The organism is Pseudomonas sp. B7(2017) (genome assembly GCF_002112745.1).
Lineage (GTDB): Bacteria > Pseudomonadota > Gammaproteobacteria > Pseudomonadales > Pseudomonadaceae > Aquipseudomonas > Aquipseudomonas ekonensis.
The window spans coordinates 1-25,157 of sequence record NZ_NEIP01000010.1 but is presented as its reverse complement, the minus strand read 5'-3'; the positions used below and the strand labels follow the sequence as shown (position 1 = coordinate 25,157).

Sequence of the window (25,157 nt, the reverse complement as noted above, 5' to 3'; positions counted from 1 at the left end):
AACCTATGAGCGAGTTGTTGTCCTCAGTCAGTGACCACCTGTTGGCGCCCGGCGGCGTGACCATCGAGAGCCTGCAAGGCGTGCTCGGTGACCTGGCCGGCCCCGGCATCGATGCCGCCGACCTGTACTTCCAGGGGCAGATTTCCGAGTCCTGGTCGCTGGAAGACGGCATCGTCAAGGAAGGCAGCTTCAACCTCGACCAGGGCGTCGGCGTACGGGCGCAGTCCGGCGAGAAGACCGGCTTCGCCTACAGCAACGCCATCACCCTGGAAGCGCTGGGCGCGGCGGCCCGTGCGGCCCGCTCGATCTCCCGCGCCGGTCAGGACGGTAAGGTGCAGGCGTTCACCACCCAGGACGTCGCGCAGCTGTACGCGCCGGACAATCCGCTGGAAGTGCTGAGCCGCGCCGAGAAGGTCGACCTGCTCAAGCGCATCGACGTCGCCACCCGCGCCCTCGACCCGCGCATCCAGCAGGTCAGCGTGAGCATGGCCGGCGTCTGGGAGCGGATCCTGGTGGCGTCCACCGACGGCGGGCTGGCGGCGGACGTGCGGCCGCTGGTGCGCTTCAACGTCAGCGTGATCGTCGAGCAGAACGGTCGCCGCGAACGCGGTGGCCATGGCGGCGGCGGGCGTACCGACTACCGCTATTTCCTCGCCGAAGACCGTGCCATGGGCTACGCCCGTGAGGCCCTGCGCCAGGCGCTGGTCAACCTGGAAGCGATTCCGGCGCCGGCCGGCACGTTGCCGGTGGTGTTGGGTTCGGGCTGGTCCGGCGTGCTGCTGCACGAAGCGGTCGGCCATGGCCTGGAAGGCGACTTCAACCGCAAGGGCAGTTCGGCCTACAGCGGCCGGATGGGCGAAATGGTCGCCTCCAAACTCTGCACCATCGTCGATGACGGCACCTTGAGCGGTCGCCGCGGTTCCCTGAGCGTCGACGACGAAGGCACCCCGACCGAGTGCACCACCCTGATCGAGAACGGCGTGCTCAAGGGCTACATGCAGGACAAGCTCAACGCCCGCCTGATGGGCGTGGCCCGTACCGGCAACGGCCGGCGCGAGTCCTACGCGCACCTGCCGATGCCGCGGATGACCAACACCTACATGCTGGGCGGCGAAAGCGATCCGGCGGAAATCATCGCCTCGGTGAAGAAGGGCATCTACTGCGCCAACCTCGGCGGCGGCCAGGTAGACATCACCAGCGGCAAGTTCGTGTTCTCCACCAGCGAGGCGTACCTGATCGAGGACGGCAAGATCACCGCACCGGTCAAGGGCGCCACCCTGATCGGCAACGGCCCGGAGGCCATGAGCCGGGTGTCGATGGTCGGCAACGACCTGGCGCTGGACAGCGGCGTGGGCACCTGCGGCAAGGACGGGCAATCGGTGCCGGTGGGCGTGGGCCAGCCGACGCTGAAGATCGACGCGATCACCGTGGGCGGCACAGGCGCATAAGAAGGGATGGAGCGACGGGTGGCGCCTTGGGCGGCCACCCGGTGACGATGATCAACGCAGGCCGCGTTGGGTCTCGTCCAGCTCTCGGATGTACTTGAAGATTTTACGGCTGGAGGCCGGCGGCTTGTTGCGCGCCACCTCGTGTTGGGCCTGACGGATCAGGGAGCGCAGTTGCTGACGGTCGGTCTCCGGGTATTCGGCGACGAACTTCTCCAGCACCGCGTCGTCACCGCCGATCAGGCGGTCGCGCCAGCGTTCGAGGTTGTGGAAACGCTCGTTGTACTGGCGGGTGGAGGCGTCGAGCTGGTCGAGCAGCACCAGGATGGCGTCGGTGTCCTGGTCGCGCATCAGCTTGCCGATGAACTGCAGGTGCCGTTTGCGTGCGATGTGCGCCACGTGCTTGGGCGCATCGGCCAGGGCCCGGCGCAACGGGTCGGTCAACGGCAGTTTGGCCAGCAAGTCGGGCTTGAGGGTCGTGAGGCGCTCGCCGAGGTCAACCAGAGCATGCAGCTCGCGTTTGACCTGGGATTTGCTTTTTTCTCCCGTATCGAGGGAGTCGTCGTAAGAATCAACCATGGTGGCAGTCCGCAAAGAAACGCCGCCATGATAACCAGTCGGGGGCCGCTTGTCCGGCCCGGTCGCTCGATGGCCCCAGCCGAAAGCAGAATTTGAGTGGAGATGAGCATGAGTGCAGTTGAAAGCGTCGGCCCGCAGGCATTGCCGGCCCTGCAGGAACAGGTCGAGCAGATCATCGCCGAAGCCAAGCGCCAAGGGGCCAGCGCCTGCGAAGTGGCGGTGTCGCTTGAGCAGGGGCTGTCGACGTCGGTGCGTCAGCGCGAAGTCGAGACGGTCGAGTTCAACCGCGACCAGGGCTTCGGCATCACCTTGTATGTCGGCCAGCGCAAAGGTTCGGCCAGCACCTCGGCGACCGGGCCTGACGCGATCCGCGAAACCGTCGCCGCCGCGCTGGCCATCGCCAAGCACACCTCCGAGGACGAAGCCTCCGGCCTGGCCGACGCCGCGCTGATGGCCAGGGACGTCCAGGATTTCGACCTGTTCCACGCCTGGGACATCACCCCCGAGCAGGCCATCGAGAAAGCCTTGATCTGCGAGGCGGCGGCGTTCGACGCCGATGCGCGGATCAGGAACGCCGACGGCACGACGCTGAGCACCCATCAGGGCTGCCGCGTCTACGGCAACAGCCACGGCTTCGTCGGCGGCTACGCCTCGACCCGGCACAGCCTCAGCTGTGTGATGATCGCCGAGGCCGACGGCCAGATGCAGCGCGACTACTGGTATGACGTGAACCGTCAGGGCAGTCTGCTGGCGGATCCGGTGAGCATCGGCCAGCGGGCCGCACAGCGGGCGGCGAGCCGTCTGGGCGCACGTCCCGTGCCGACCTGCGAAGTGCCGGTGCTGTTTTCGGCCGAACTGGCTGGCGGGCTGTTCGGCAGTTTCCTGTCGGCGGTGTCCGGCGGCAGCCTGTACCGCAAGGCGTCGTTCCTTGAAGGCACGCTGGGGCAGCAGCTGTTTCCGGAGTGGCTGACCATCGATGAGCGCCCGCACCTGATGCGCGCCATGGGCAGTGCGGCCTACGATGGCGACGGTCTGGCGACCTACGCCAAGCCGTTCGTCGAAAAGGGTGAGCTGGTGTCGTACATCCTCGGCACCTATTCCGGCCGCAAGCTCGGCATGCCGAGCACCGCCAACGCCGGCGGCGTGCACAACCTGTTCGTCACCCATGGCGACGAGGATCAGGCGGCGCTGCTGCGGCGCATGGGCCGGGGCCTGCTGGTCACCGAACTGATGGGCCACGGCCTGAACATGGTCACCGGCGACTACTCGCGCGGAGCGGCGGGGTACTGGGTCGAGAACGGCGAAATCCAGTTCGCGGTGCAGGAAGTGACCATCGCCGGCAACCTGCGCGACATGTTCAAGCAGATTGTCGCGGTGGGCAACGATCTGGAACTTCGCAGCAATATCCGCACAGGATCGGTGCTGATCGAGCGGATGACCGTCGCGGGCAGCTAAGCTCGACCGTTGCGCAAAAAGGCGCGTCACCCCAGCGGGTGGCGCGCCTTTTTTGTGTCCTGCAATACCGGGTCTCCGGGGAAGCGCCTGCATTGACGCCATCGCCAGCAGGGCTGGCTCCCACCGTTTTTGCCTGAATCAGCAAAACTTGGGCGCTCTTGTTTTGGTTCTCATTATCAACTAATAATAAATCTCATTATCGGATGAGCCAGGAATCATGAGTTCTGCCTTGCACGAGCAGCCTTACCTCGAAAGCTGGCGCTGGATGAGCCGCCAGATCCGCTGTGCGATGGATCCGGACGAGCCGCGCCTGATCGAACATTACCTCGCCGAGGGCCGCTACCTGGCCTGCTGCACGACGACGTCGCCTTGGACGATCGCCGAAACCGCTTTCCGTCTGCTGATGGACACCGCCAACGACATCGCCTTGCCGTGGCATTGGCGCAGCCTGTGCCTCGACCAGGCCTGGCGCCCCTTGCGTGAGATGGAGCGCCTCTCGCTGTGCAAATGCCGGCTCAAGCGCTGGCAAAGCTTCACCTGGCAACTGGCGACCTGCGAGTTGCTTCCCTCGATTCCCCTCATTGAACTAGTCCAAGGATTCACCGATGACCAAGACACGTATTGAGCGCGACAGCATGGGCGAACTGCAGGTGCCGGCGGACGCGCTTTACGGCGCGCAGACCCAGCGGGCGGTGGATAACTTCCCGATCAGCGGCAAGCCGATGCCCACCCAGTTCGTCCGTGCGCTGATCCTGGCCAAGGCCGCCGCCGCCCGGGCCAACGTCGAACTCAACCAGCTCAGCGCCGCTCAAGGCAAGGCCATCAGCGATGCCGCCCAAGGCTTGCTCGAAGGCGACTTCATGCAGCATTTCCCGGTGGATGTCTTCCAGACCGGCTCCGGCACCAGTTCCAACATGAACGCCAACGAAGTGATCGCAACCCTGGCCAGCCGTCTGCTGGGCGAGCCGGTCAACCCGAACGATCACGTCAATTGCGGCCAGAGCAGCAACGACATCATCCCGACCACCATCCACGTCAGCGCCGCCCTGGCCCTGCACGAGCAACTGCTGCCGGCGCTGCTGCACCTGGTGCAGGTGATCGAGCACAAGGCCGTTCAGGTCCATCACCACGTGAAAACCGGCCGCACGCACCTGATGGATGCCATGCCCGTGCGCATGAGTCAGGTGCTCAACGGCTGGGCGCAGCAGCTCAAGGCCAACGTCGGCCATCTGCAGGACCTGTTGCCGAGCCTGCAGTCCCTGGCCCAGGGCGGCACGGCGGTCGGCACCGGGATCAACGCGCATCCGGAGTTCGCCGGGCGTTTCAGCCGTCACCTGAGCCAGCTCACCCACGTGCAGTTCACGCCGGGCAAGGATCTGTTTGCGCTGATCGGCTCGCAGGACACCGCCGTCGCCGTCTCCGGCCAGTTGAAGGCCACCGCCGTGTCGCTGATGAAAATCGCCAACGACCTGCGTTGGATGAACTCGGGCCCCTTGGCCGGCCTGGGTGAGATCGAGCTGGAAGGCTTGCAGCCGGGCTCGTCGATCATGCCCGGCAAGGTCAATCCGGTGATTCCGGAAGCCACCGCCATGGTCGCCGCGCAAGTGATCGGCAATGACGCGGCCATCACCGTCGCCGGCCAGTCGGGCAATTTCGAGCTGAACGTGATGCTGCCGATCATCGCCCAGAACCTGCTCGGCAGCATCGAACTGCTGGCCAACGCCAGTCGGCTGCTGGGCGACAAAGCCATCGCCAGCTTCAAGGTCAACGAGTCGCGCCTCAAGGAAGCGCTCTCGCGCAACCCGATCCTGGTGACCGCGCTCAACCCGATCATCGGTTACCAGAAGGCCGCCGAAATCGCCAAGCAGGCCTACAAGCAGGGCCGCGCGGTGATCGACGTCGCGCTGGAGCACACCGACCTGTCGCGCAGCGAACTGGAAGCGTTGCTCAACCCCGAGAAACTCACCGCCGGCGGCGTGTAAGCGCCGCACCGCTTTGGAGGTTCACCATGGAGCACTGGAAACGCACGATCGAACGGGCCAATCGCTGCTTCATGCTGGGCGAACTGATCGATGCCCGCGAAGCCTACCTGCAAGCCCTGGCCCTGGCTCAGGTGCTGTTCGAGCGCTGGGCGGACGCCGACGAAGCGGTGGCGGCCTGTGTCATCTCGCACCACAACCTGGCTGATCTGCACCTGCGCCTGAACCAGCCGGAGGAGAGCGCCGAATACCTGTGCGCCATCCATCAGCGGCTGCTGCAGGCCATGCAGGACGAACGCCTGCGCCCGGCCCTGCGCGAAGCGGCGCTGCGCCAGAGCAGCAAGACCTATGTCGAGCTGCTCAATTTCATCAGCGAGCACGGCGAATACCCGCGCACCCAACGCCTGCTGCATCCGGACGCCGGCAATGCGCGCCGGCCGTCGGTTTCACATCACCATGGAGTCCATTGAAATGGCTTTTACCCTGCCTGCCTTGCCTTACGCCTACGACGCGCTTGAGCCGCACATTGACGCGCAGACCATGGAGATCCACTACACCAAGCATCACCAGACCTACATCAACAACCTCAACGCCGCCGTCGAGGGCACGGAATACGCCGGGTGGCCGGTGGAACGGCTGGTCGCCAGCGTCCGGCAACTGCCGGAAAGCCTGCGGGCGGCGGTGATCAACCAGGGCGGCGGCCACGCCAACCATTCGCTGTTCTGGGAAGTGATGGTGCCCGACGGCGGCGGTGCGCCGGACGGCGCGCTGGCCGAGGCCATCGACGAGCAACTGGGCGGCCTCGACGCGTTCAAGGAAGCATTCACCAAAGCGGCGTTGACCCGTTTCGGCAGCGGCTGGGCCTGGCTCAGCGTCACCCCGGAGAAAAAACTGCTGGTGGAGAGCAGCGGCAACCAGGACAGCCCGTTGATGAACGGCAACACGCCGATCCTCGGCCTCGACGTCTGGGAACACGCCTACTACCTGCGCTACCAGAACCGCCGGCCGGAATACATCAATGCGTTCTACAACGTGATCAATTGGCCGGAAGTCGCTGCACGCTATCAGGCGGCGCTGGCTTGAGTCCCCGATAAAAACCATTCAAGGCTGACTATGGGCACTGGAACACTGGCGATCGGCAGCGGGCGGATGTTCCGTTACGCGTTCGGCTCGCTGCTGCTGTTGGCGGGCATGACCTTGCTGGTCGCCCACGGGCTGGAATGGCTGGATCTTGAGCCGAGACTGTCGCGGGCGTTGCAGGGCGGTGCGGTCTGTGCCCTCGGCACGGCGCTGGGGGCCGTGCCGGTGCTGGTGATCCGGCGCATGCCGCAGGCGCTTAGCGATTCTTTGCTGGGGTTCGGCGCCGGCGTGATGCTGGCGGCGACGGCGTTTTCGCTGATCGTGCCGGGCATCGCTGCCGCCGAGGGCCTGGGCATGACGCCGTGGGGCGCCAGCGGCCTGATCTGCCTGGGCATCCTGTCCGGTGCGTTCGGGCTGTACCTGGTGGATCGCCGGGTTTCCGGCGCGACCCCGGAAATGCTCGTCGGCACCGTCGAACACCCGGTGATCCCGCCGCGCATCTGGCTGTTCGTGTTCGCCATCATCGCCCACAACATCCCGGAAGGCATGGCCGTCGGCGTGTCGGCCGGCGGCGGCATGCCGGATGCGGACAGCCTGGCCATGGGCATTGCCTTGCAGGATGTGCCGGAAGGGCTGGTGATCGCCTTGGTGCTCGCCGGGGCGGGGATGTCGCGCATGAAGGCGTTCCTGATCGGCGCCGCCTCAGGGCTGGTGGAGCCGGTGTTTGCGCTGCTGTGCGCGTGGCTGGTCAGCCTTGCGCAGGTGCTGTTGCCGTTGGGGCTGGCGTTGGCCGCAGGGGCGATGCTGCTGGTGGTGACCCACGAAGTGATTCCGGAGTCGCGGCGCAACGGCCATGACAAGCTGGCCAGTCTGGGATTGCTGGTGGGCTTCTGTCTGATGATGGTGATGGATACGGCGTTGGGGTGAATCTCAGGAGGGCGCCTTCGCTCCCTCCTGACGAATACGGTCTCAGCCACCTTCGTCGAAATAGTTGTTGATCAGCGCCACCAGCGCATCCATGGCTTCTTTCTCTTGATGCCCTTCGGTGCTCAGGTGGATCTTGGTGCCCTTGCCGGCGGCCAGCATCATCATGGCCATGATGCTCTTGCCGTCCACCGTGGTTTCCGGCGTGCGGCCGACCCTGATCGTGCAATCCGGGAACTGGCCGGCGACACCGACGAACTTGGCCGATGCCCGGGCATGCAGACCCAGTTTGTTGATGATTTCGATTTCCAGAGCAGGCATCGCGGTGTGGATCCTTTAGGTGAGGTCGCGGTGGCGGACCTGGACGTTCTTCAGGGTTTTCTGCAGCGCCTGGCCCAGGCGCTCGGTCAGGTAGACGGAGCGGTGGTGCCCGCCGGTGCAGCCGATGGCAATGGTGACGTAGGCGCGGTTGCTGGCGGCAAAGCGCGGCAGCCACTTGAGCAGGTAGGCGTAGATGTCCTGGAACATCTCCTCGACCTCCGGCTGCGCCGCGAGGTATTCGGCCACCGGCTCGTCCAGGCCGGACTGTGCGCGCAGTTCGGGCTTCCAGTACGGATTGGGCAGGCAGCGTACATCGAACACCAGGTCGGCATCCACCGGCATGCCGCGTTTGAAACCGAACGACTCCACCAGGAACGCCGTACCGGGTTCCGGCTGGTTCAGCAGGCGCAGCTTGATGGTGTCACGCAGCTGGTACAGGTTCAGGCTGGTGGTGTTGACCTTAAGGTCCGCCAGGTCGGCGATGGGGCCGAGCAAGGCCGTTTCGTCTTCGATGGCTTCGGCCAGCGAACGGTTGGCGCTGCTCAGCGGGTGGCGCCGGCGGGTTTCCGAGAAGCGCTTGAGCAGGGTTTCCTCGTCGGCGTCCAGGTAGAGGACGTCGCACTGGATATGCCGGCTGCGGACTTCTTCGAGCAGTTCGGGAAAACGCGACAGGTGGCTCGGCAGGTTGCGCGCATCGATGGAGACGGCGACCAGCGGCTGCGACAGTTCGGTATGGATCAACGCACGCTCGGCCAGATCCGGCAGCAGGCCGGCCGGCAGGTTGTCGATGCAGTAGTAGCCGTTGTCCTCCAGGACATCCAGTGCGGTGCTTTTACCCGAGCCGGAACGGCCGCTGACGATGATCAGACGCATGGTTACTGCCCGTTCTGCTCGTTCAGGACAACCTGATACAAGTCTTTGTTGCTGGCGGCGCGACGCAGTTTTTCGCGTACTTCCTTGCGGTCGAGCATGCTGGCGATCTGGCGCAGCAGCTCCAGGTGCGCATCGGTGGCGGCTTCCGGAACCAGCAGGACGAACAGCAGGTCGACCGGGGCGCCGTCGATGGCGTCGAAATCGATGGGGGCTTCAAGGTGCATCAGCGCGCTGATGGGCGACTCGCAACCCTTGAGGCGGCAGTGCGGAATGGCGATGCCGTTGCCGAAGCCGGTGGAACCGAGCTTCTCACGGGCGACCAGTGCCTCGAAGACATCTTGCATCTCCAGATCCGGCACTTCCCGGGCGATCAGGTTGGCAATTTGTTCGAGGGCTTTCTTTTTGCTGCCGCCCGGCACGTTCACGAGGGAACGGCCGGGGGTCAGGATACTTTCAAGTCGGATCATGGAGTGGGGGGTTATCGACCGGTAGCGCCCTGAAGGACTTTCTGGGTCTTTTCCTTATGCGTTTTGAGTTGGCGATCCAGTTTGTCGGTCAGGAGGTCAATGGCTGCGTACATGTCGTCATGTTCGGCATTGGCCACCACTTCCTTACCCGGCACATGCAGCGTGGCTTCGATTTTCTGTTTGAGCTTCTCGACGGTCATGATCACCTGAACGTTGGTGATCTTGTCGAAATGTCCCTCGATCTTCTTGAGCTTGGACTCGACGTACTCGCGCAGAGGGGCGGTCACTTCCAGTTGGTGTCCACTGATGTTGACTTGCATACAGCTTCTCCTTCGTTGCCAGTGCATAAAGCGGCAGGCCCGATAGCCTGCCACTGGAACGCTGTAACGTGGCTTACATCAACCGCTTGCGTTCGCTCGAAGGCGCGATCCCGAGGGATTCACGGTACTTGGCGACGGTGCGGCGAGCCACCTGAATGCCTTGTGCCTCCAGTAAACCAGCGATCTTGCTGTCGCTCAACGGCTTTTTCTGATTTTCCGCGGCAACCAGTTTCTTGATGATCGCGCGGATCGCCGTGGACGAGCATTCGCCGCCTTCGGAGGTGCTGACGTGGCTGGAGAAAAAGTATTTCAGCTCATAAATGCCCCGGGGGGTATGCATGAACTTTTGCGTGGTCACCCGGGAAATCGTCGACTCGTGCATGCCCACCGCTTCGGCGATGTCGTGCAGCACCAGGGGTTTCATGGCTTCGTCGCCGTACTCCAGGAAGCCGCGCTGATGCTCGACGATCTGGGTCGCCACTTTCATCAGGGTCTCGTTGCGGCTCTGCAGGCTCTTGATGAACCAGCGCGCCTCCTGCAACTGGTTGCGCATGAAAGTGTTGTCGGCGCTGGTGTCGGCGCGGCGCACGAAGCCGGCGTACTGGGCGTTGACCCGCAGGCGCGGCACGGATTCCTGGTTCAGCTCGACCAGCCAGCGTTCGTTGTCCTTGCGCACGATGACGTCCGGCACCACGTACTCGGCCTCGGACGACTCGATCTGCGAGCCCGGACGCGGATTGAGGCTCTGCACCAGCTCGATGACCTGGCGCAGTTCGTCTTCCTTGAGCTTCATGCGCCGCATCAGCTGGCTGTAGTCGCGGCTGCCGAGCAGGTCGATGAAGTCGGTGACCAGGCGCTTGGCCTCTGTCAGCCACGGGGTCTTGGCCGGCAGTTGGCGCAATTGCAGCAGCAGGCATTCGCCGAGGTTGCGGGCACCGATGCCCGCCGGTTCGAACTGCTGGATGCGGTGCAGGACGGCTTCGATCTCGTCGAGCTCGATGTCCAGCTCCGGATCGAACGCGTCGAGGATTTCTTCGAGGGATTCGTCGAGGTAGCCCTGATTGTTGATGCAGTCGATCAGGGTGACGGCGATCAGACGGTCGGTGTCCGACATCGGCGCCAGGTTGAGCTGCCACAGCAGGTGGCTTTGCAGGCTCTCGCCGGCGGAGGTGCGGGTGGTGAAGTCCCACTCGTCGTCATCGTTTCCGGGCAGGCTGCTGGCGCTGGTCTGGTAGACGTCTTCCCAGGCGGTGTCGACCGGCAGTTCGTTGGGGATGCGCTCGCTCCATTCGCCGTCCTCGAGGCTGTCCACCGTCGGCGCCGCCTCTTGGTAGGCCGGTTCCTGGATCTCGGTGTTGGGCTTCTGTTCGGCGTTGTCGGCCATGGGGTCGGAACTGTCGAAGTCGTCGCCGTCTTCCTGGCGTTCGAGCATCGGGTTGGATTCCAGGGCCTCCTGGATCTCCTGCTGCAGGTCCAGGGTCGACAATTGGAGCAGACGGATGGCCTGTTGCAGCTGCGGCGTCATCGTCAGCTGCTGGCCCATTCTCAAGACTAGCGATGGTTTCATGGCAGGGGCTTAACACCTTATTTGCCGGCGCACATGCGCCATCCACTACAGGGCGCCGAAGCGCCAAACTTAAGCAAATTATATGCCTGAAACTGAAGTGTTTGCCTAGAGCGCTGTAACAATTAAAGCGCATAAAACCGCGCTTGAATTGATGCAGCGCAGGGGCGGCAGGGCGGCGACCTCAGCGCTTACAGGCGGAACTCGTGGCCCAGGTACACTTCCTTCACCAGGTCGTTGGCGAGGATGGTGTCCGAGTCGCCTTCGGCGATCAGTTGGCCGTCGTTGACGATGTAGGCCGTTTCGCAGATGTCCAGGGTCTCGCGGACGTTGTGGTCGGTGATCAGCACGCCGATGCCCTTCGCCTTGAGGTGGTGGATGATCTGCTTGATGTCGCCCACCGAGATCGGGTCCACGCCGGCGAACGGTTCGTCGAGGAGGATGAATTTCGGTGCGGTGGCCAGGGCCCGGGCGATCTCCACGCGACGGCGCTCGCCGCCGGACAGGCTCATGCCGAGGTTGTCGCGGATGTGGCTGATGTGGAACTCCTGCAGCAGGCTTTCCAGTTCCTTGCGCCGGCCGGCCTTGTCGAGCTCCTTGCGGGTCTCGAGGATGGCCATGATGTTGTCGGCCACCGACAGTTTGCGGAAGATCGACGCTTCCTGCGGGAGATAGCCGATGCCGGCCTTGGCGCGGCCGTGCATCGGCTGGTGGCTGACGTCCAGGTCGTCGATCAGGACGCGGCCCTGGTCGGCCTGCACCAGGCCGACGATCATGTAGAAGCAGGTGGTCTTGCCGGCGCCGTTGGGGCCGAGCAGGCCCACGATCTGACCGCTGTCGATGGACAGGCTGACGTCGCGCACGACCTGGCGGCTCTTGTAGCTCTTGGCCAGATGCTGGGCTTTCAGGGTTGCCATTACTGGGCCTTCTGTCCGTCGGTTTTCTGTTTCGGCTGGATCACCATGTCGATCCGCGGACGCGACTCGGTCACCTTGTTGCCGGTGGCGCGACCGGCGCTGGCCAGCTTCTTCACCGTGTCGTAGACGATCTTCTCGCCCTGGGTGGTGTTGCCGTCCTTGTCGATGACCTTGGCGCGGTCGATCAGCACGACGCGGTTCTGCTGCGCGTGGTACTGGATGGTCACGCCGTAGCCCTGGACGGGCTTGGTGTCGCCCTGGGTCTGCAGCTGCTCGAAGTAGGCCAGGTTGCCCACCGAGGTCACGACGTCGATGTCGCCGCTGGTGGCGCGGGTGATGGTCACGGTGTTGCCTTTCACGATCATGGAGCCCTGGGTGATGATCACATCGCCCTTGTAGGTCGCCACGCCGTTCTTGTCGTCGATCTGGGCGTCGTCGGCCTGGATGCGGATCGGCTGCTGGCTATCGTTCGGCAGGGCCCAGGCGCTCGCGCTTCCCAGTGCTGCGCCCAGACTGAGCAAAATAGGGAGGGTTTTAACGAGCCTCATACTGTCCTCTTACGTTCGATAGCAGGTGGATCCTGCTGTCTTTCAGGTACGCTTTCATTCCTTTGCCGGTCGATACGCCGCCAGCGCCGTCAATTCTAACGGGTTGCTCGGTCTGCGCATATTGCTGCTGCGGGAACACTGTCATGCGGGTGGTGGTGATCAGGGTGTCGCGGTTCTTCTCGTCGGTGCGCTTGATGCGTACCGAGTCGATCAGTTCGACTTCGGTGCCGCCGGGGTTCACTTCGCCGCGTTCGCTGGTGACGTGCCACGGGTATTCGGTGCCGCGGAACATGTTCAGGTCGGGCTTGGTGACCAGGGTGATGTCGGTGGCCTTGACGTGCTCGGCCTTCTGCGACGTCATTTCGTACTGCACCTTGCCGTCTTCCAGGTACTGCAGCGTGTGGGTGTTGGTCGCGTACCAGTCGATCGGGCTTTCCTGGGCCGAGACCGCCGGCTTGTCGAGGAAACGCTCCGGGCTGATGTTCCAGTAGCCGACCGCGCCGAAGATCGCCGCGATGCAGCAGAACAGCAGGATGTTGCGAAACTTTTTGCTAAACATGGTCTGGCTCACAGATATGCGGCGTTGGCGGCATCGAGGCGGCCCTGGGCGCGCAGGATCAATTCGCAGAATTCCCGCGCAGCGCCTTCGCCGCCGCGGGCCTGGGTGACGCCATGGGCATGCTCGCGCACGAACGCGGCGGCGTTGGCCACGGCCATGCCGAGCCCGACGCGGCGGATCACCGGCAGGTCGGGCAGGTCGTCGCCCAGGTAGGCGACCTCTTCATAGCTTAGGCCCAGTTGCTCCAGAAGGCCGTCGAGCACCACGAGTTTGTCCTCGCGGCCCTGGAACAGGTGCGGGATGCCCAGGTTCTTGGCCCGGCGCTCGACCACCGGGGTCTTGCGGCCGCTGATGATCGCGGTTTGGACGCCGGCGTTCATCAGCATCTTGATGCCTTGGCCGTCCAGGGTGTTGAAGGTCTTGAATTCGCTGCCGTCTTCGAGGAAGTACAGGCGGCCGTCGGTGAGGACGCCGTCGACGTCGAACACCGCCAGCTTGATCGGTTTGCCGCGTTGCAGCAGGTCGTTGCTCATTTACATGACTCCTGCGCGCAGCAGGTCGGACAGGTTGAAGGCGCCGACCGGGCGATCCTCCGCGTCCACGACCACCAACGCGTTGATTCGGTTGTCTTCCATGATCTTCAGGGCCTCGGCGGCGAGCATCTCGGCGCGGGCGGTCTTACCGTGCACGGTCATCACCTGGTCGATGATGGCGCTGTGCACGTCGATGTTGCGGTCCAGGGTGCGGCGCAGGTCGCCGTCGGTGAAGATCCCGGCCAGCTTGCCGTCGGCCTCAAGGACCGCGGTCATGCCCAACCCCTTGCGGCTCATTTCCAGCAGGGCATCCTTGAGCAGGGTGCCGCGCTGCACCTGCGGCAGTTCATTGCCGGCGTGCATGACGTTTTCCACCTTCAACAGCAGGCGACGGCCCAGGGCGCCGCCCGGGTGGGAGAACGCGAAGTCTTCGGCGGTGAAGCCGCGGGCCTCCAGCAGCGCCACCGCCAGGGCGTCGCCCATGACCAGCGCGGCGGTGGTCGAGGAGGTCGGCGCCAGGTTCAGCGGGCAGGCTTCGTGCTCCACCTGCACGTTCAGGTTGACTTCGGCGGCCTTGGCCAGCGGCGACTGAGGATTGCCGGTCACGCTGATCAGCTGGATGCCCAGGCGCTTGATCAACGGCAGCAGGGTGACGATCTCGTTGGTCGAGCCGGAGTTGGACAGGGCCAGGATCACGTCTTCGCGGGTGATCATGCCCATGTCGCCGTGGCTGGCTTCGGCCGGATGGACGAAAAAGGCCGGGGTGCCGGTGCTGGCGAGGGTCGCGGCGATCTTGTTGCCGATGTGCCCGGACTTGCCCATGCCGACCACGACCACACGGCCCTTGCTGGCCAGGATCATCTCGCAGGCGCGCACGAAATCGGCGTCGATGTGGGCCATCAGGCCTTGCACGGCCTGCGCTTCGAGGCGGACGGTGCGTTGTGCCGATTGGATCAGGTCGCTGGATTGGCTCATGTCAGAAATCGTATAGCCCGATGAAAAGGCGGCGATTATAGCGGTTCTGTCGAAAAGCCTCACGCAAGTTCGTCGCGCGTTGCCCTTCGCGGCGGCCGAAACCGTGTGGACGGTGAGGGCAGAGCCCTTCGGCGGGCAAAAAGCGGGGTGGTCGAGACCTTGGGCGCTTGCCCATTGCAATGATATAGTTCGCCGCCAGTTCGGCCTGCCCGGGACGCTTGTGCTTTATTCACCAAGCCTGGCGTCCGAGTGAGAGGCTGCATCGCAAGGAGTTTAGATGAGTGCCGATAACGCCTACGCGGTCGAGCTGAAGGGAGTCTCCTTCAAGCGCGGTGCGCGGAGCATTTTCAATAACGTCGATATCCGCATCCCCCGCGGCAAGGTCACCGGCATCATGGGACCTTCCGGGTGCGGCAAGACCACGCTGCTGCGCCTGATGGGCGCCCAGCTGCGCCCGTCCAAGGGCGAGGTGTGGGTCAACGGCCAGAACCTGCCGAAGCTTTCGCGCAGCGATCTGTTCGATGCCCGCAAGCACATGGGCGTGCTGTTCCAGAGCGGCGCGCTGTTCACCGACCTCGACGTGTTCGAGAACGTCGCCTTCCCGCTGCGCGTCCACACCGACCTTCCGGAAGAGATGATCCGCGACATCGTGCTGCTCAAGCTGCAGGCGGTGGGGCTGCGCGGGGCCATCGAGCTGATGCCTGACGAGCTGTCCGGCGGCATGAAGCGCCGGGTCGCCCTGGCGCGCGCAATCGCCCTGGATCCGCAGATCCTGATGTACGACGAGCCTTTCGTCGGCCAGGACCCGATCGCCATGGGCGTGCTGGTGCGCCTGATCCGCCTGCTCAACGACGCGCTCGGCATCACCAGCATCGTGGTTTCCCACGACCTGGCCGAGACCGCGAGCATCGCCGACTACATCTATGTGGTGGGCGACGGGCAGGTGCTGGGGCAGGGCACGCCGAAGGAGCTGATGGGCTCGGACGACCCGCGCATCCGTCAATTCATGACCGGCGAACCCGACGGCCCGGTTCCGTACCACTTTCCAGCGCCGGATTACCGCGCCGATCTTCTGGGGAAGCGACGCTGATGCGCAGAATTACATTGATGGAGCGCGTGCGCCGCTTCGGTCAGGCCGGCATCGACACCGTCGCGGTGTTCGGCCGTTCGACCCTGTTCCTGTTTCATGCCCTGCTGGGCCGCGGCGGCATCGGCAGCGGCTTCGGCCTGCTGGTCAAGCAGCTGCATTCGGTCGGCGTGATGTCGCTGGTGATCATCGTGGTCTCCGGCATCTTCATCGGCATGGTGCTGGCGCTGCAGGGGTTCAACATCCTGTCCAGCTACGGTTCGGAGCAGGCGGTGGGGCAGATGGTGGCCCTGACGCTGCTGCGCGAGCTGGGGCCGGTGGTGACCGCGCTGCTGTTCGCCGGGCGCGCCGGTTCGGCGCTGACGGCCGAGATCGGCAACATGAAGTCCACCGAACAGCTCTCAAGCCTTGAGATGATCGGCGTCGACCCGCTCAAGTACATCATCGCCCCGCGTCTGTGGGCCGGTTTCATTTCCCTGCCGGTGCTGGCGATGATCTTCAGCGTGGTGGGCATCTGGGGCGGCTCGTGGGTGGCGGTCGACTGGCTGGGGGTCTATGAAGGTTCCTACTGGTCGAACATGCAGAACAGCGTCAGCTTCGGCGACGACGTGCTCAACGGCATCATCAAGAGCGCGGTCTTCGCCTTCGTCGTGACCTGGATCGCCGTATTTCAAGGCTATGACTGCGAACCCACTTCCGAGGGGATCAGCCGTGCCACCACCAAGACCGTGGTATATGCCTCGCTGGCAGTGCTCGGCCTGGACTTTATTCTGACCGCTTTGATGTTTGGAGATTTCTGATGCAAAACCGCACCCTGGAAATCGGTGTCGGCCTGTTCCTGCTGGCAGGGATCCTGGCTTTGCTGCTGCTTGCGTTGCGGGTCAGCGGCCTGTCTCCGACCTCGTCCACCGATACCTACAAGCTTTATGCCTACTTCGACAACATCGCCGGCCTGACGGTCCGGGCGAAAGTGACCATGGCCGGCGTGACCATCGGCAAGGTCACGGCGATCGACCTGGACCGCGACAGCTTCACCGGCCGGGTGACCCTGCAGGTGGACAAAAGCGTCGACAACCTGCCGACCGACTCCACAGCATCTATCCTGACGGCTGGACTGCTGGGCGAGAAGTACATCGGCATCAGCGTGGGCGGGGAAGACACCCGGCTCAAGGATGGCGGGACCATTCACGACACCCAGTCGTCGCTGGTGCTGGAGGATCTGATCGGTAAATTCCTGCTCAATACCGTTAGCAAAGACGCCAAATGAGGAGCTTTCGAATGATCTCTACCTTGCGACGTGGCCTGTTGGTGTTGCTCGCAGTGCTGCCTCTGGCGGCCAACGCCGTGGCGGCGCCTTCGGCGCATGACCTGGTCCAGGACACCACCAACCGGATGCTGGCCGACCTTGCCGCCAACAAAGAGAAGTACAAGCAGGATCCGGCCGACTTCTATGCCGCGCTCAACAGCATCGTCGGCCCGGTCGTGGATGCCGAAGGCATCTCCAAGAGCATCATGACGGTCAAGTACTCGCGCAAGGCCACGCCGGCGCAGATGAAGACCTTCGAGGAGAACTTCAAGCGCGGCCTGTTCCAGTTCTACGGCAACGCCTTGCTGGAGTACAACAACCAGGGCATCACCGTCGATCCGGCCAAGGACGAATCGGGCGACCGCACCAGCGTCGGCATGACCGTCAAGGGCAGCAACGGCGCGATCTACCCGGTCTCCTACACGCTTGAGAAAATCAACGGCGAGTGGAAGCTGCGCAACGTGATCATCAACGGCATCAACATCGGCAAGCTGTTCCGCGACCAGTTCGCCGACGCCATGCAACGCAACGGCAACGACCTGGACAAGACCATCAACGGTTGGGCCGGCGAAGTGGCCAAGGCCAAGCAGAACGCCGAACAGCAAGAGAAGCCAGCGCAATGACCGAGTCGGCCGTTCGTCTGGACCAGGCCAGTGAGCTGCAGCTCAGCGGCGTGCTGGACTACCGCACCGGCCCCGCGCTGCGCGAGCAGGGCCGGGCGCTGATCAAGTCCTGCACGGCGCCGGCGCTGGTGATCGACTGCTCCGAAGTGGAGAAGTCCAGCAGCGTCGGCCTTTCGTTGCTGCTGTGCTTCATCCGCGATGCGAAGGCCGCCGGCAAGGCGGTCAGCATCCGGGCGATGCCCGAAGACATGCGCGAAATCGCCCAGGTCAGCGAGCTGACCGAGCTGTTGGCGCAACCCTGAACCCGCATCGACGAGAAAGCCCCCCGTCAGAGTCCTGCGCCGCGGGGTTCGCAGGCGCGGGGCTTTTTTGTATGATGTCCGACCCGCGCGCACAGGGCGCCGATTGAGGTTGAGCATGCAGGCCGTAGAAGTGAAGAGCTTCCTTGAAGGAAAGCTGCCAGGAACGCAGGTGGAAGTCGAAGGCGAAGGCTGCAACTTCCAGTTGAACGTGATTAGCGATGAACTGGCGGCATTGAGTCCGGTCAAGCGTCAGCAGAGCATCTATGCCCATTTGAACCCATGGATCGCCGATGGCAGCATCCACGCGGTCACTATGAAATTTTTCAGCAGCGCGGCCTGGGCCGAGCGCACCTGAGCCTTAGGGCGTCGAGATTCTTATGGATAAATTGATTATTACCGGCGGCGCACGCCTTGACGGCGAGATCCGGATCTCCGGGGCGAAGAACTCCGCCCTGCCGATCCTGGCCGCCACCCTGCTGTGCGACGGCCCGGTCACCGTGGGCAACCTGCCGCACCTGCACGACATCACCACCATGATCGAGCTGTTCGGCCGCATGGGCATCGAGCCTGTGATCGACGAAAAGCTGAGCGTGGAAATCGACCCGCGCACCATCAAGACCCTGATCGCCCCGTACGAGCTGGTCAAGACCATGCGTGCGTCGATCCTGGTGCTGGGCCCGATGGTCGCCCGTTTCGGTGAAGCCGAAGTCGCGCTGCCGGGCGGTTGCGCCATCGGTTCGCGTCCGGTCGACCTGCACATCCGCGGCCTGGAGGCCATGGGCGCGGTCATCGACGTCGAAGGCGGCTACATCAAGGCCAAGGCGCCTGAAGGCGGCCTGCGCGGCGCGCACTTCTTCTTCGACACCGTCAGCGTGACCGGCACCGAGAACATCATGATGGCCGCTGCCCTGGCCAAGGGCCGCAGCGTGCTGCAGAACGCCGCCCGCGAACCTGAAGTGGTGGACCTGGCGAACTTCCTGAACGCCATGGGCGCCAAGGTTTCCGGCGCCGGCACCGACACCATCACCATCGATGGCGTCGAGCGCCTGGCCCCGACCTTCTACAAGGTCATGCCTGACCGCATCGAGACCGGCACCTACCTGGTGGCCGCCGCCGTCACCGGCGGGCGCGTGAAGGTCAAGGACACCGATCCGACCATCCTCGAAGCCGTCCTGGAAAAACTGCGCGAGTCCGGCGCCGAGATCACCAGCGGCGAAGACTGGATAGAGCTGAACATGCACGGCAAGCGGCCGAAGGCGGTCAACGTGCGCACTGCGCCGTACCCGGCGTTCCCGACCGACATGCAGGCGCAGTTCATCTCGCTCAACGCCATCGCCGAAGGCACAGGCGCTGTGATCGAGACGATCTTCGAAAACCGTTTCATGCACGTGTACGAACTGCACCGCATGGGCGCCAAGATCCAGGTCGAAGGCAACACCGCCATCGTGACCGGCACCGAGATCCTCAAGGGCGCACCGGTCATGGCGACCGACCTGCGGGCCTCGGCCAGCCTGGTGATCTCGGCCCTGGTGGCCGACGGCGACACCCTGATCGACCGCATCTACCACATCGACCGTGGCTACGAGTGCATCGAAGAGAAACTGCAGATGCTGGGCGCCAAGATCCGCCGCGTTCCGGGCTAGTCCTGCATCCGGACACAAGGAGGTGTCCACCGAGTTCGTTTTTGGTCGAGGGCTGCCGTTCCGTTCGGGACAAGCCCTCGATGTGTGTCCGGCGCCGATCGCGTCCGGGCATGAGTACCTTGATAAGGACTGACGCTACCCATGTTGACCATCGCACTGTCCAAGGGCCGCATCCTTGACGACACCCTGCCGCTTCTGGCCGAAGCGGGCATCGTGCCGACCGAGAATCCGGACAAGAGCCGCAAGCTGATCATCCCCACGACCCAGGAAGACGTCCGTCTGCTGATCGTGCGCGCCACCGACGTGCCGACCTATGTCGAGCATGGCGCGGCCGACCTCGGTGTGGCCGGCAAGGACGTGCTGATGGAATACAGCGGCCAGGGCCTGTACGAGCCGCTGGACCTGCAGATCGCCCAATGCAAGCTGATGACCGCCGGCAAGGTCGGCGCCGCCGAACCCAAGGGCCGCCTGCGGGTGGCGACCAAGTTCGTCAACGTCGCCAAGCGCTACTACGCCGAGCAGGGCCGTCAGGTCGACATCATCAAACTGTACGGCTCGATGGAGCTGGCGCCGCTGATCGGTCTGGCGGACAAGATCATCGACGTGGTCGACACCGGCAACACCCTGCGCGCCAACGGCCTGGAGCCCCAGGAACTGATCGCCACGATCAGCTCGCGCCTGGTGGTCAACAAGGCTTCGATGAAGATGCAACACGCCCGGATCCAGGCGTTGATCGATACCCTGCGCAAGGCAGTGGAATCGCGACACCGCGGCTGATGTACCCGCGCGGCCTCCGGCTGCGCCCGTCTATCCGCCTCATAGCCAGAATCTCAGGTGCCCAAGCGGAACGACTGCTAAGTTAGGGCGCCTGAGTTTTCGCCAATCCTATGAGGCTCTCGCTATGACCGCACCGACTGCAATTCGCCGACTCAACGCTGCTGACCCGGATTTCGCGCATCATCTGGATCATCTGCTGAGCTGGGAAAGCGTGTCCGACGACTCGGTCAATCAGCGGGTGCTGGACATCATCAAGGCCGTGCGCGAGCGCGGCGACGAGGCGCTGGTCGAGTTCACCCGCCAGTTCGACGGCGTGGACGCCGCCTCGATGGCGGACCTGATCCTGCCGCGCGAGCGCCTGGAACTGGCCCTGACCCGCATCACCCCGGTCCAGCGCGAGGCGCTGGAAAAAGCCGCGGCACGGGTGCGCAGCTACCACGAACGGCAGAAGCAGGATTCCTGGAGCTACACCGAGGCCGACGGCACCGTGCTCGGCCAGAAGGTCACGCCGCTGGACCGCGCCGGCCTGTACGTGCCGGGCGGAAAGGCGTCGTACCCGTCGTCGGTGCTGATGAACGCGATCCCGGCCAAGGTGGCCGGCGTCGGCGAAGTGGTCATGGTGGTGCCGACCCCGCGCGGCGAGGTCAATGAGTTGGTGCTGGCCGCCGCGTGCATCGCCGGGGTCGACCGGGTGTTCACCATCGGCGGCGCCCAGGCTGTCGCCGCACTGGCCTACGGCACCCAAAGCGTGCCGCAGGTGGACAAGGTGGTCGGCCCCGGCAACATCTACGTGGCCACCGCCAAGCGTCACGTGTTCGGCCAGGTCGGCATCGACATGATCGCCGGCCCTTCGGAAATCCTCGTGGTGTGCGACGGCCAGACCGATCCGGACTGGATCGCCATGGACCTGTTCTCCCAGGCTGAGCACGACGAAGACGCCCAGGCGATCCTGGTCAGCCCCGATGCGCAGTTCCTCGACAAGGTGGCCGCCAGCATCGACAAGCTGCTGCCGACCATGGACCGCGCCGCCATCATCGAGACCTCGATCAACGGCCGCGGTGCGCTGATTCAGGTGCGCGACATGGCCCAGGCCATCGAAGTCGCCAACCGCATCGCGCCGGAGCACCTTGAGCTGTCGGTCGCCGACCCGCAGGCCTGGCTGCCGCAGATCCGCCACGCCGGCGCGATCTTCATGGGCCGCCACACCTCCGAAGCGCTGGGCGACTACTGCGCAGGCCCCAACCACGTTCTGCCGACCTCCGGCACGGCGCGGTTCTCCTCGCCGCTGGGCGTGTACGACTTCCAGAAACGCTCGTCGATCATCTTCTGCTCCGAGGCCGGCGCCTCCGAGCTGGGCAAGACCGCATCGGTGCTGGCCCGTGGCGAATCCCTGAGCGCCCACGCGCGCAGCGCCGAATACCGCATCCTCGATGAACAGCAGGGGAACTGAGACATGAGCAAATTCTGGAGCCCGTTCGTCAAGGATCTGGTGCCTTACGTGCCCGGCGAACAACCGAAGCTGGCCAAACTGGTCAAGCTCAACACCAACGAAAACCCGTACGGCCCGTCGCCCAAGGCGCTGGCCGCGATGCAGACCGAACTCAACGACAACCTGCGCCTGTACCCGGACCCCAACAGCGACCTGCTGAAAAACGCCGTGGCCGACTATTACGGCGTGCAAGCCAACCAGGTGTTCCTCGGCAACGGCTCGGACGAGGTGCTGGCGCACGTCTTCCACGGCTTGCTGCAGCACGACAAGCCGCTGCTGTTCCCGGACATCAGCTACAGCTTCTATCCGGTGTACGCCGGGCTGTACGGCATCGGGTTCGAGGCAGTGCCGCTGGACGCGCAGTTCCAGATCGACCCGGCGGACTACGCCAGGCCCAACGGCGGGATCATCTTCCCCAACCCGAACGCCCCGACCGGCTGCCTGCTGGCGCTGGACGCGGTCGAGCGGATCCTCAAGGCCAATCCGGATTCGGTGGTCGTGGTGGACGAGGCCTACATCGACTTCGGCGGTGAAACGGCCATCAGTCTGGTGGACCGTTATCCGAACCTGCTCGTCACCCAGACCCTCTCCAAGTCACGCTCGCTGGCGGGGCTGCGGGTCGGGCTGGCGGTGGGGCATCCGGAGCTGATCGAGGCGCTGGAGCGGATCAAGAACAGCTTCAACTCCTACCCGCTGGACCGGATGGCGAATGTCGGCGCTGCCGCGGCCTTCGAAGACCGCGAGTACTTCGACAAGACCTGCCGCCTGGTGATCGAGAGCCGGGAATGGGTGACCGCGCAGTTGCAGGCCAAGGGCTTTGAAGTGCTGCCGTCGGCGGCCAACTTCATCTTCGCCCGCCATCCGCAGCACGACGCGGCGGGGCTGGCGGCCAAGCTGCGGGAGCAGGGCGTGATCGTGCGCCACTTCAAGCAGGAGCGGATCGCCCAGTTCCTGCGCATCTCCATCGGCACGCCGGAGCAGAACCAGGCGCTGATCGACGGCCTCGGCGAGCTGTGACAGCCTGCTGACACCGATCAAAAAAAAGGCCGGCACCTCACTGAAGGTGCCGGCCTTTTTTCATCATGCCCTGCGGCGCTTCGGCTGACGCCATCGCCAGCAGGCTGGCTCCCACCGTGTTCTGCGGTGAACACAGCGGCTGGGACCCATCCAGATCCCCTGTGGGAGCCAGCCTGCTGGCGATTGGATGGGTCAGTTCTCTTCCTGTTCCTTGACCGGTGCCGGCGGCGGACGCAGGCCGATTTCCGCGGTCAGCTTCAGTTCCTTGCCGTTGCGCATCACCTGGATCGTGACTTTGTCGGTCGGTTTGATCCGCGCCACCTGGTTCATCGATTTGCGGCCGTCACCGGCCGGTTCGCCGTCGATGCTCAGGATCACGTCGCCCAGTTGCAGGCCGGCCTTCTGCGCCGGGCCGTCGCGGAAGATCCCCGCCACCACGATGCCCGGACGGCCGGACAGGCCGAACGACTCCGCCAGTTCCTGGGTCAGCGGCTGCACCTCGATGCCCAGCCAGCCACGGATGACCTGGCCGTGCTCGATGATCGACTTCATGACCTCCATCGCCAGCTTCACCGGGATCGCGAAGCCGATGCCCTGGGAGCCGCCGGACTTGGAGAAGATCGCCGTGTTGATGCCGGTGAGGTTGCCGTTGGCGTCCACCAGGGCGCCGCCGGAGTTGCCGGGGTTGATGGCCGCGTCGGTCTGGATGAAGTCTTCGTAGTTGTTCAGGCCCAGTTGGTTGCGCCCGGTGGCGCTGATGATGCCCATGGTCACGGTCTGGCCGACGCCGAAGGGGTTGCCGATGGCCAGGGCGACGTCGCCGATGCGGATGTTGTCGGAGCGGCCCACGGTGATCGCCGGCAGGTTCTTCAGGTCGATCTTGAGCACCGCCAGGTCAGTCTCGGGATCGCTGCCGATGACCCGGGCCAGGGTCTCGCGGCCGTCCTTGAGGGCCACGACGATCTGGTCGGCGCCGCTGGTGACGTGGTTGTTGGTCAGGATGAAGCCTTCCGGGCTCATGATCACGCCGGAGCCCAGGCTCGACTCCATGCGCTTCTGCTTGGGCGAGTTGTCGCCGAAGAAGCGGCGGAACTGCGGGTCATCGAACAGCGGATGGGCCGGTTTGGCGATGACTTTGGTGGTGTACAGGTTGACCACCGACGGCGCGGCGATGGTCACGGCGTCGGCGTAGGTCACCGGCCCCTGCTGAATGCTGGTGGTCTGCGGGGCTTGCTGCAGGTTGACGTCGAGGCTCGGGAGCCCGACCCACTGCGGGTAACGCTGGATGATCAACAGAGCGATAAGCACGCCGGCCAACAGCGGCCAGCCGAAAAAACGCAGCGCCTTGAGCATTAAGCACGTCCTGGAAAAGTTGCAGGCGGGGTCGGACCGCCCATAATGTCGCGCATTATACGAGGCCGCGCGCGCCTCTGAACGGATATTTAGGAGTCTTTCATGGCCGTCGCCCTGAGCACCCTGGTCGAGGAAGCCGACCGTTACCTCGGCAGTTCGAAAATCGCCGATTACTGCCCCAACGGCCTGCAGGTCGAGGGCCGGCCGCAGGTGATGCGCATCGTCAGCGGCGTCACCGCCAGCCAGGCGCTGCTCGACGCCGCCGTCGAAGCCGAGGCGGACCTGGTGCTGGTGCACCACGGCTACTTCTGGAAGGGCGAGAACCCCTGCGTCACCGGCATGAAGCAGCGCCGCCTCAAGACCTTGCTCAAGCACGACATCAGCCTGCTGGCCTACCACCTGCCGCTGGACCTGCATCCGGACGTCGGCAACAACGTGCAGTTGGCCCGTCAGCTGGACATCACCGTCGAAGGGCCGCTGGACCCGGACAACCTGAAGGTCGTCGGCCTGGTCGGCTCGCTCAGCGAACCGGCGACGCCGCGGGATTTCGCCCGGCGGGTGCAGGAGGCCATGGGCCGCGAGCCGCTTTTGGTCGAAGGCAGCGCGATGATCCGGCGGGTCGGCTGGTGCACCGGCGGCGGCCAGGGCTACATCGACCAGGCCATCGCCGCCGGGGTCGACCTGTTCCTCAGCGGCGAAGCCTCGGAACAGACCTTCCACAGCGCCCGGGAGAACGGCATCAGCTTCATCGCCGCCGGCCACCACGCCACCGAACGCTACGGCGTGCAGGCGCTGGGCGAGTACCTGGCCAGGCGGTTCGCCCTGGAGCACATCTTCATCGATTGCCCGAACCCCATCTGAAACCGGCGGGGAGGCTGCGGGAGCGGGCTGCCTGACATGCCGATGCCGGATGTGCCGCCGTCATCGCCAGCAGGCTGGCTTGTATGCTGGTACTTGAAGGGAGGAGGAGGGACTAGGCTGGATTCTGACTGTTGACGCAGTACAGACCGTGGGAGATTTC

General features: G+C 64.5%; 30 protein-coding genes. 18 read left to right on the top strand and 12 right to left on the bottom strand.

Features of this window, described 5'->3' with window-relative positions:
* Positions 1-5: 5 nt before the first annotated feature.
* Positions 6-1,448 carry a metalloprotease TldD gene (gene tldD / locus CAG29_RS18905; protein ID WP_085631702.1) on the top strand — a complete coding sequence of 481 codons (1,443 nt, stop codon included), beginning with the start codon at positions 6-8 and terminating at the stop codon, positions 1,446-1,448.
* A gap of 51 nt (positions 1,449-1,499) precedes the next feature.
* Here tldD and yjgA read toward each other — a convergent pair whose 3' ends face one another.
* Positions 1,500-2,024, bottom strand: coding sequence for a ribosome biogenesis factor YjgA (gene yjgA, locus CAG29_RS18900; protein WP_085578578.1), 525 nt, complete (start codon positions 2,022-2,024; stop codon positions 1,500-1,502).
* A 108-nt stretch (positions 2,025-2,132) separates the two neighbouring features.
* Between yjgA and pmbA the strand changes: the two genes are divergently transcribed.
* From pmbA to CAG29_RS18870, 6 genes are all read left to right on the top strand, one after another.
* Positions 2,133-3,479 (top strand): metalloprotease PmbA, encoded by a 1,347-nt coding sequence (gene pmbA / locus CAG29_RS18895; protein ID WP_085694953.1) that lies wholly within the window; start codon positions 2,133-2,135, stop codon positions 3,477-3,479.
* 217 nt (positions 3,480-3,696) lie between these two features.
* Positions 3,697-4,104, top strand: a complete 408-nt coding sequence (locus CAG29_RS18890; protein WP_085578580.1) for a FagA protein — start codon at positions 3,697-3,699, stop codon at positions 4,102-4,104.
* Positions 4,085-5,461, top strand: a complete 1,377-nt coding sequence (locus tag CAG29_RS18885) for an aspartate ammonia-lyase (protein ID WP_085578582.1) — start codon at positions 4,085-4,087, stop codon at positions 5,459-5,461. The genes CAG29_RS18890 and CAG29_RS18885 overlap by 20 nt, the downstream gene beginning before the upstream one ends.
* Before the next feature lie 26 nt (positions 5,462-5,487).
* Positions 5,488-5,928, top strand: coding sequence for a hypothetical protein (locus CAG29_RS18880; protein ID WP_085578584.1), 441 nt, complete (start codon positions 5,488-5,490; stop codon positions 5,926-5,928).
* 1 nt (position 5,929) lies between these two features.
* Positions 5,930-6,541: a superoxide dismutase gene (locus CAG29_RS18875; protein WP_085578586.1), complete on the top strand. Its 612-nt coding sequence runs from the start codon at positions 5,930-5,932 to the stop codon at positions 6,539-6,541.
* A 30-nt stretch (positions 6,542-6,571) separates the two neighbouring features.
* Entirely contained in the window at positions 6,572-7,465 is an 894-nt protein-coding gene (locus CAG29_RS18870; RefSeq protein WP_085631696.1) for a ZIP family metal transporter, read from the top strand.
* 42 nt (positions 7,466-7,507) lie between these two features.
* Here the strand turns inward: CAG29_RS18870 and CAG29_RS18865 are convergent, their stop codons facing one another.
* The 10 genes from CAG29_RS18865 to CAG29_RS18820 all read right to left on the bottom strand — a co-directional run bounded on the left by CAG29_RS18865 (position 7,508) and on the right by CAG29_RS18820 (position 14,539).
* Complete coding sequence (locus CAG29_RS18865; RefSeq protein WP_085578591.1) at positions 7,508-7,783, bottom strand: HPr family phosphocarrier protein; 276 nt, start codon at positions 7,781-7,783, stop codon at positions 7,508-7,510.
* Positions 7,784-7,798: 15 nt separating this feature from the next.
* On the bottom strand, positions 7,799-8,656 hold the full coding sequence (rapZ, locus tag CAG29_RS18860) for an RNase adapter RapZ (protein ID WP_085578593.1): 858 nt from the start codon (positions 8,654-8,656) through the stop codon (positions 7,799-7,801).
* Positions 8,657-8,658: 2 nt separating this feature from the next.
* Positions 8,659-9,123, bottom strand: a complete 465-nt coding sequence (gene ptsN / locus CAG29_RS18855) for a PTS IIA-like nitrogen regulatory protein PtsN (protein WP_085578595.1) — start codon at positions 9,121-9,123, stop codon at positions 8,659-8,661.
* An 11-nt stretch (positions 9,124-9,134) separates the two neighbouring features.
* Positions 9,135-9,443, bottom strand: coding sequence for a ribosome hibernation-promoting factor, HPF/YfiA family (hpf, locus tag CAG29_RS18850; protein ID WP_085578597.1), 309 nt, complete (start codon positions 9,441-9,443; stop codon positions 9,135-9,137).
* A gap of 73 nt (positions 9,444-9,516) precedes the next feature.
* On the bottom strand, positions 9,517-11,010 hold the full coding sequence (locus tag CAG29_RS18845) for an RNA polymerase factor sigma-54 (RefSeq protein WP_085578599.1): 1,494 nt from the start codon (positions 11,008-11,010) through the stop codon (positions 9,517-9,519).
* A gap of 188 nt (positions 11,011-11,198) precedes the next feature.
* Entirely contained in the window at positions 11,199-11,924 is a 726-nt protein-coding gene (gene lptB / locus CAG29_RS18840; RefSeq protein ID WP_085578601.1) for an LPS export ABC transporter ATP-binding protein, read from the bottom strand.
* Entirely contained in the window at positions 11,924-12,472 is a 549-nt protein-coding gene (lptA, locus tag CAG29_RS18835; protein ID WP_085578603.1) for a lipopolysaccharide transport periplasmic protein LptA, read from the bottom strand. Before lptA ends, lptB begins: the two co-directional genes overlap by 1 nt.
* Positions 12,459-13,031 (bottom strand): LPS export ABC transporter periplasmic protein LptC, encoded by a 573-nt coding sequence (lptC, locus tag CAG29_RS18830; RefSeq protein WP_085578605.1) that lies wholly within the window; start codon positions 13,029-13,031, stop codon positions 12,459-12,461. Before lptC ends, lptA begins: the two co-directional genes overlap by 14 nt.
* A gap of 8 nt (positions 13,032-13,039) precedes the next feature.
* Positions 13,040-13,564, bottom strand: coding sequence for an HAD family hydrolase (locus CAG29_RS18825; RefSeq protein ID WP_085578607.1), 525 nt, complete (start codon positions 13,562-13,564; stop codon positions 13,040-13,042).
* Positions 13,565-14,539 carry a KpsF/GutQ family sugar-phosphate isomerase gene (locus CAG29_RS18820; protein WP_085631690.1) on the bottom strand — a complete coding sequence of 325 codons (975 nt, stop codon included), beginning with the start codon at positions 14,537-14,539 and terminating at the stop codon, positions 13,565-13,567.
* A 277-nt stretch (positions 14,540-14,816) separates the two neighbouring features.
* On the opposite strand from CAG29_RS18820, the gene CAG29_RS18815 reads away from it, so the two are divergent.
* The 10 genes from CAG29_RS18815 (at position 14,817) to hisC (ending at position 22,783) form a co-directional block, all read left to right on the top strand.
* A complete protein-coding gene (locus tag CAG29_RS18815) occupies positions 14,817-15,629 on the top strand; it encodes an ATP-binding cassette domain-containing protein (protein WP_085578611.1) in 813 nt (270 codons plus the stop codon).
* The gene (gene mlaE / locus CAG29_RS18810) at positions 15,629-16,426 is read left to right on the top strand and encodes a lipid asymmetry maintenance ABC transporter permease subunit MlaE (RefSeq protein ID WP_085578613.1); all 798 of its coding nucleotides are present in this window, start codon (positions 15,629-15,631) and stop codon (positions 16,424-16,426) included. The genes CAG29_RS18815 and mlaE overlap by 1 nt, the downstream gene beginning before the upstream one ends.
* Positions 16,426-16,893, top strand: a complete 468-nt coding sequence (gene mlaD, locus CAG29_RS18805) for an outer membrane lipid asymmetry maintenance protein MlaD (RefSeq protein ID WP_085578615.1) — start codon at positions 16,426-16,428, stop codon at positions 16,891-16,893. Before mlaE ends, mlaD begins: the two co-directional genes overlap by 1 nt.
* A gap of 11 nt (positions 16,894-16,904) precedes the next feature.
* Positions 16,905-17,555, top strand: a complete 651-nt coding sequence (locus CAG29_RS18800; protein ID WP_085578617.1) for a phospholipid-binding protein MlaC — start codon at positions 16,905-16,907, stop codon at positions 17,553-17,555.
* Positions 17,552-17,857, top strand: coding sequence for a lipid asymmetry maintenance protein MlaB (locus CAG29_RS18795; RefSeq protein ID WP_085578619.1), 306 nt, complete (start codon positions 17,552-17,554; stop codon positions 17,855-17,857). The genes CAG29_RS18800 and CAG29_RS18795 overlap by 4 nt, the downstream gene beginning before the upstream one ends.
* A gap of 115 nt (positions 17,858-17,972) precedes the next feature.
* On the top strand, positions 17,973-18,212 hold the full coding sequence (locus CAG29_RS18790; RefSeq protein WP_007953556.1) for a BolA family protein: 240 nt from the start codon (positions 17,973-17,975) through the stop codon (positions 18,210-18,212).
* A gap of 22 nt (positions 18,213-18,234) precedes the next feature.
* Positions 18,235-19,500 carry a UDP-N-acetylglucosamine 1-carboxyvinyltransferase gene (murA, locus tag CAG29_RS18785; protein WP_085578621.1) on the top strand — a complete coding sequence of 422 codons (1,266 nt, stop codon included), beginning with the start codon at positions 18,235-18,237 and terminating at the stop codon, positions 19,498-19,500.
* A gap of 141 nt (positions 19,501-19,641) precedes the next feature.
* The gene (gene hisG / locus CAG29_RS18780; protein ID WP_085578623.1) at positions 19,642-20,277 is read left to right on the top strand and encodes an ATP phosphoribosyltransferase; all 636 of its coding nucleotides are present in this window, start codon (positions 19,642-19,644) and stop codon (positions 20,275-20,277) included.
* Positions 20,278-20,401: 124 nt separating this feature from the next.
* The gene (gene hisD / locus CAG29_RS18775) at positions 20,402-21,727 is read left to right on the top strand and encodes a histidinol dehydrogenase (protein ID WP_085638423.1); all 1,326 of its coding nucleotides are present in this window, start codon (positions 20,402-20,404) and stop codon (positions 21,725-21,727) included.
* Positions 21,728-21,730: 3 nt separating this feature from the next.
* Complete coding sequence (gene hisC / locus CAG29_RS18770) at positions 21,731-22,783, top strand: histidinol-phosphate transaminase (RefSeq protein WP_085694952.1); 1,053 nt, start codon at positions 21,731-21,733, stop codon at positions 22,781-22,783.
* Between the two features lie 192 nt (positions 22,784-22,975).
* On the opposite strand, the gene algW is transcribed toward hisC, so the two are convergent.
* On the bottom strand, positions 22,976-24,136 hold the full coding sequence (gene algW, locus CAG29_RS18765; RefSeq protein WP_085578629.1) for a Do family serine endopeptidase AlgW: 1,161 nt from the start codon (positions 24,134-24,136) through the stop codon (positions 22,976-22,978).
* Between the two features lie 102 nt (positions 24,137-24,238).
* Here algW and CAG29_RS18760 point away from each other — a divergent pair, with 102 nt between their 5' ends.
* Positions 24,239-24,997 (top strand): Nif3-like dinuclear metal center hexameric protein, encoded by a 759-nt coding sequence (locus CAG29_RS18760; RefSeq protein WP_085578631.1) that lies wholly within the window; start codon positions 24,239-24,241, stop codon positions 24,995-24,997.
* Positions 24,998-25,157 lie beyond the last annotated feature (160 nt).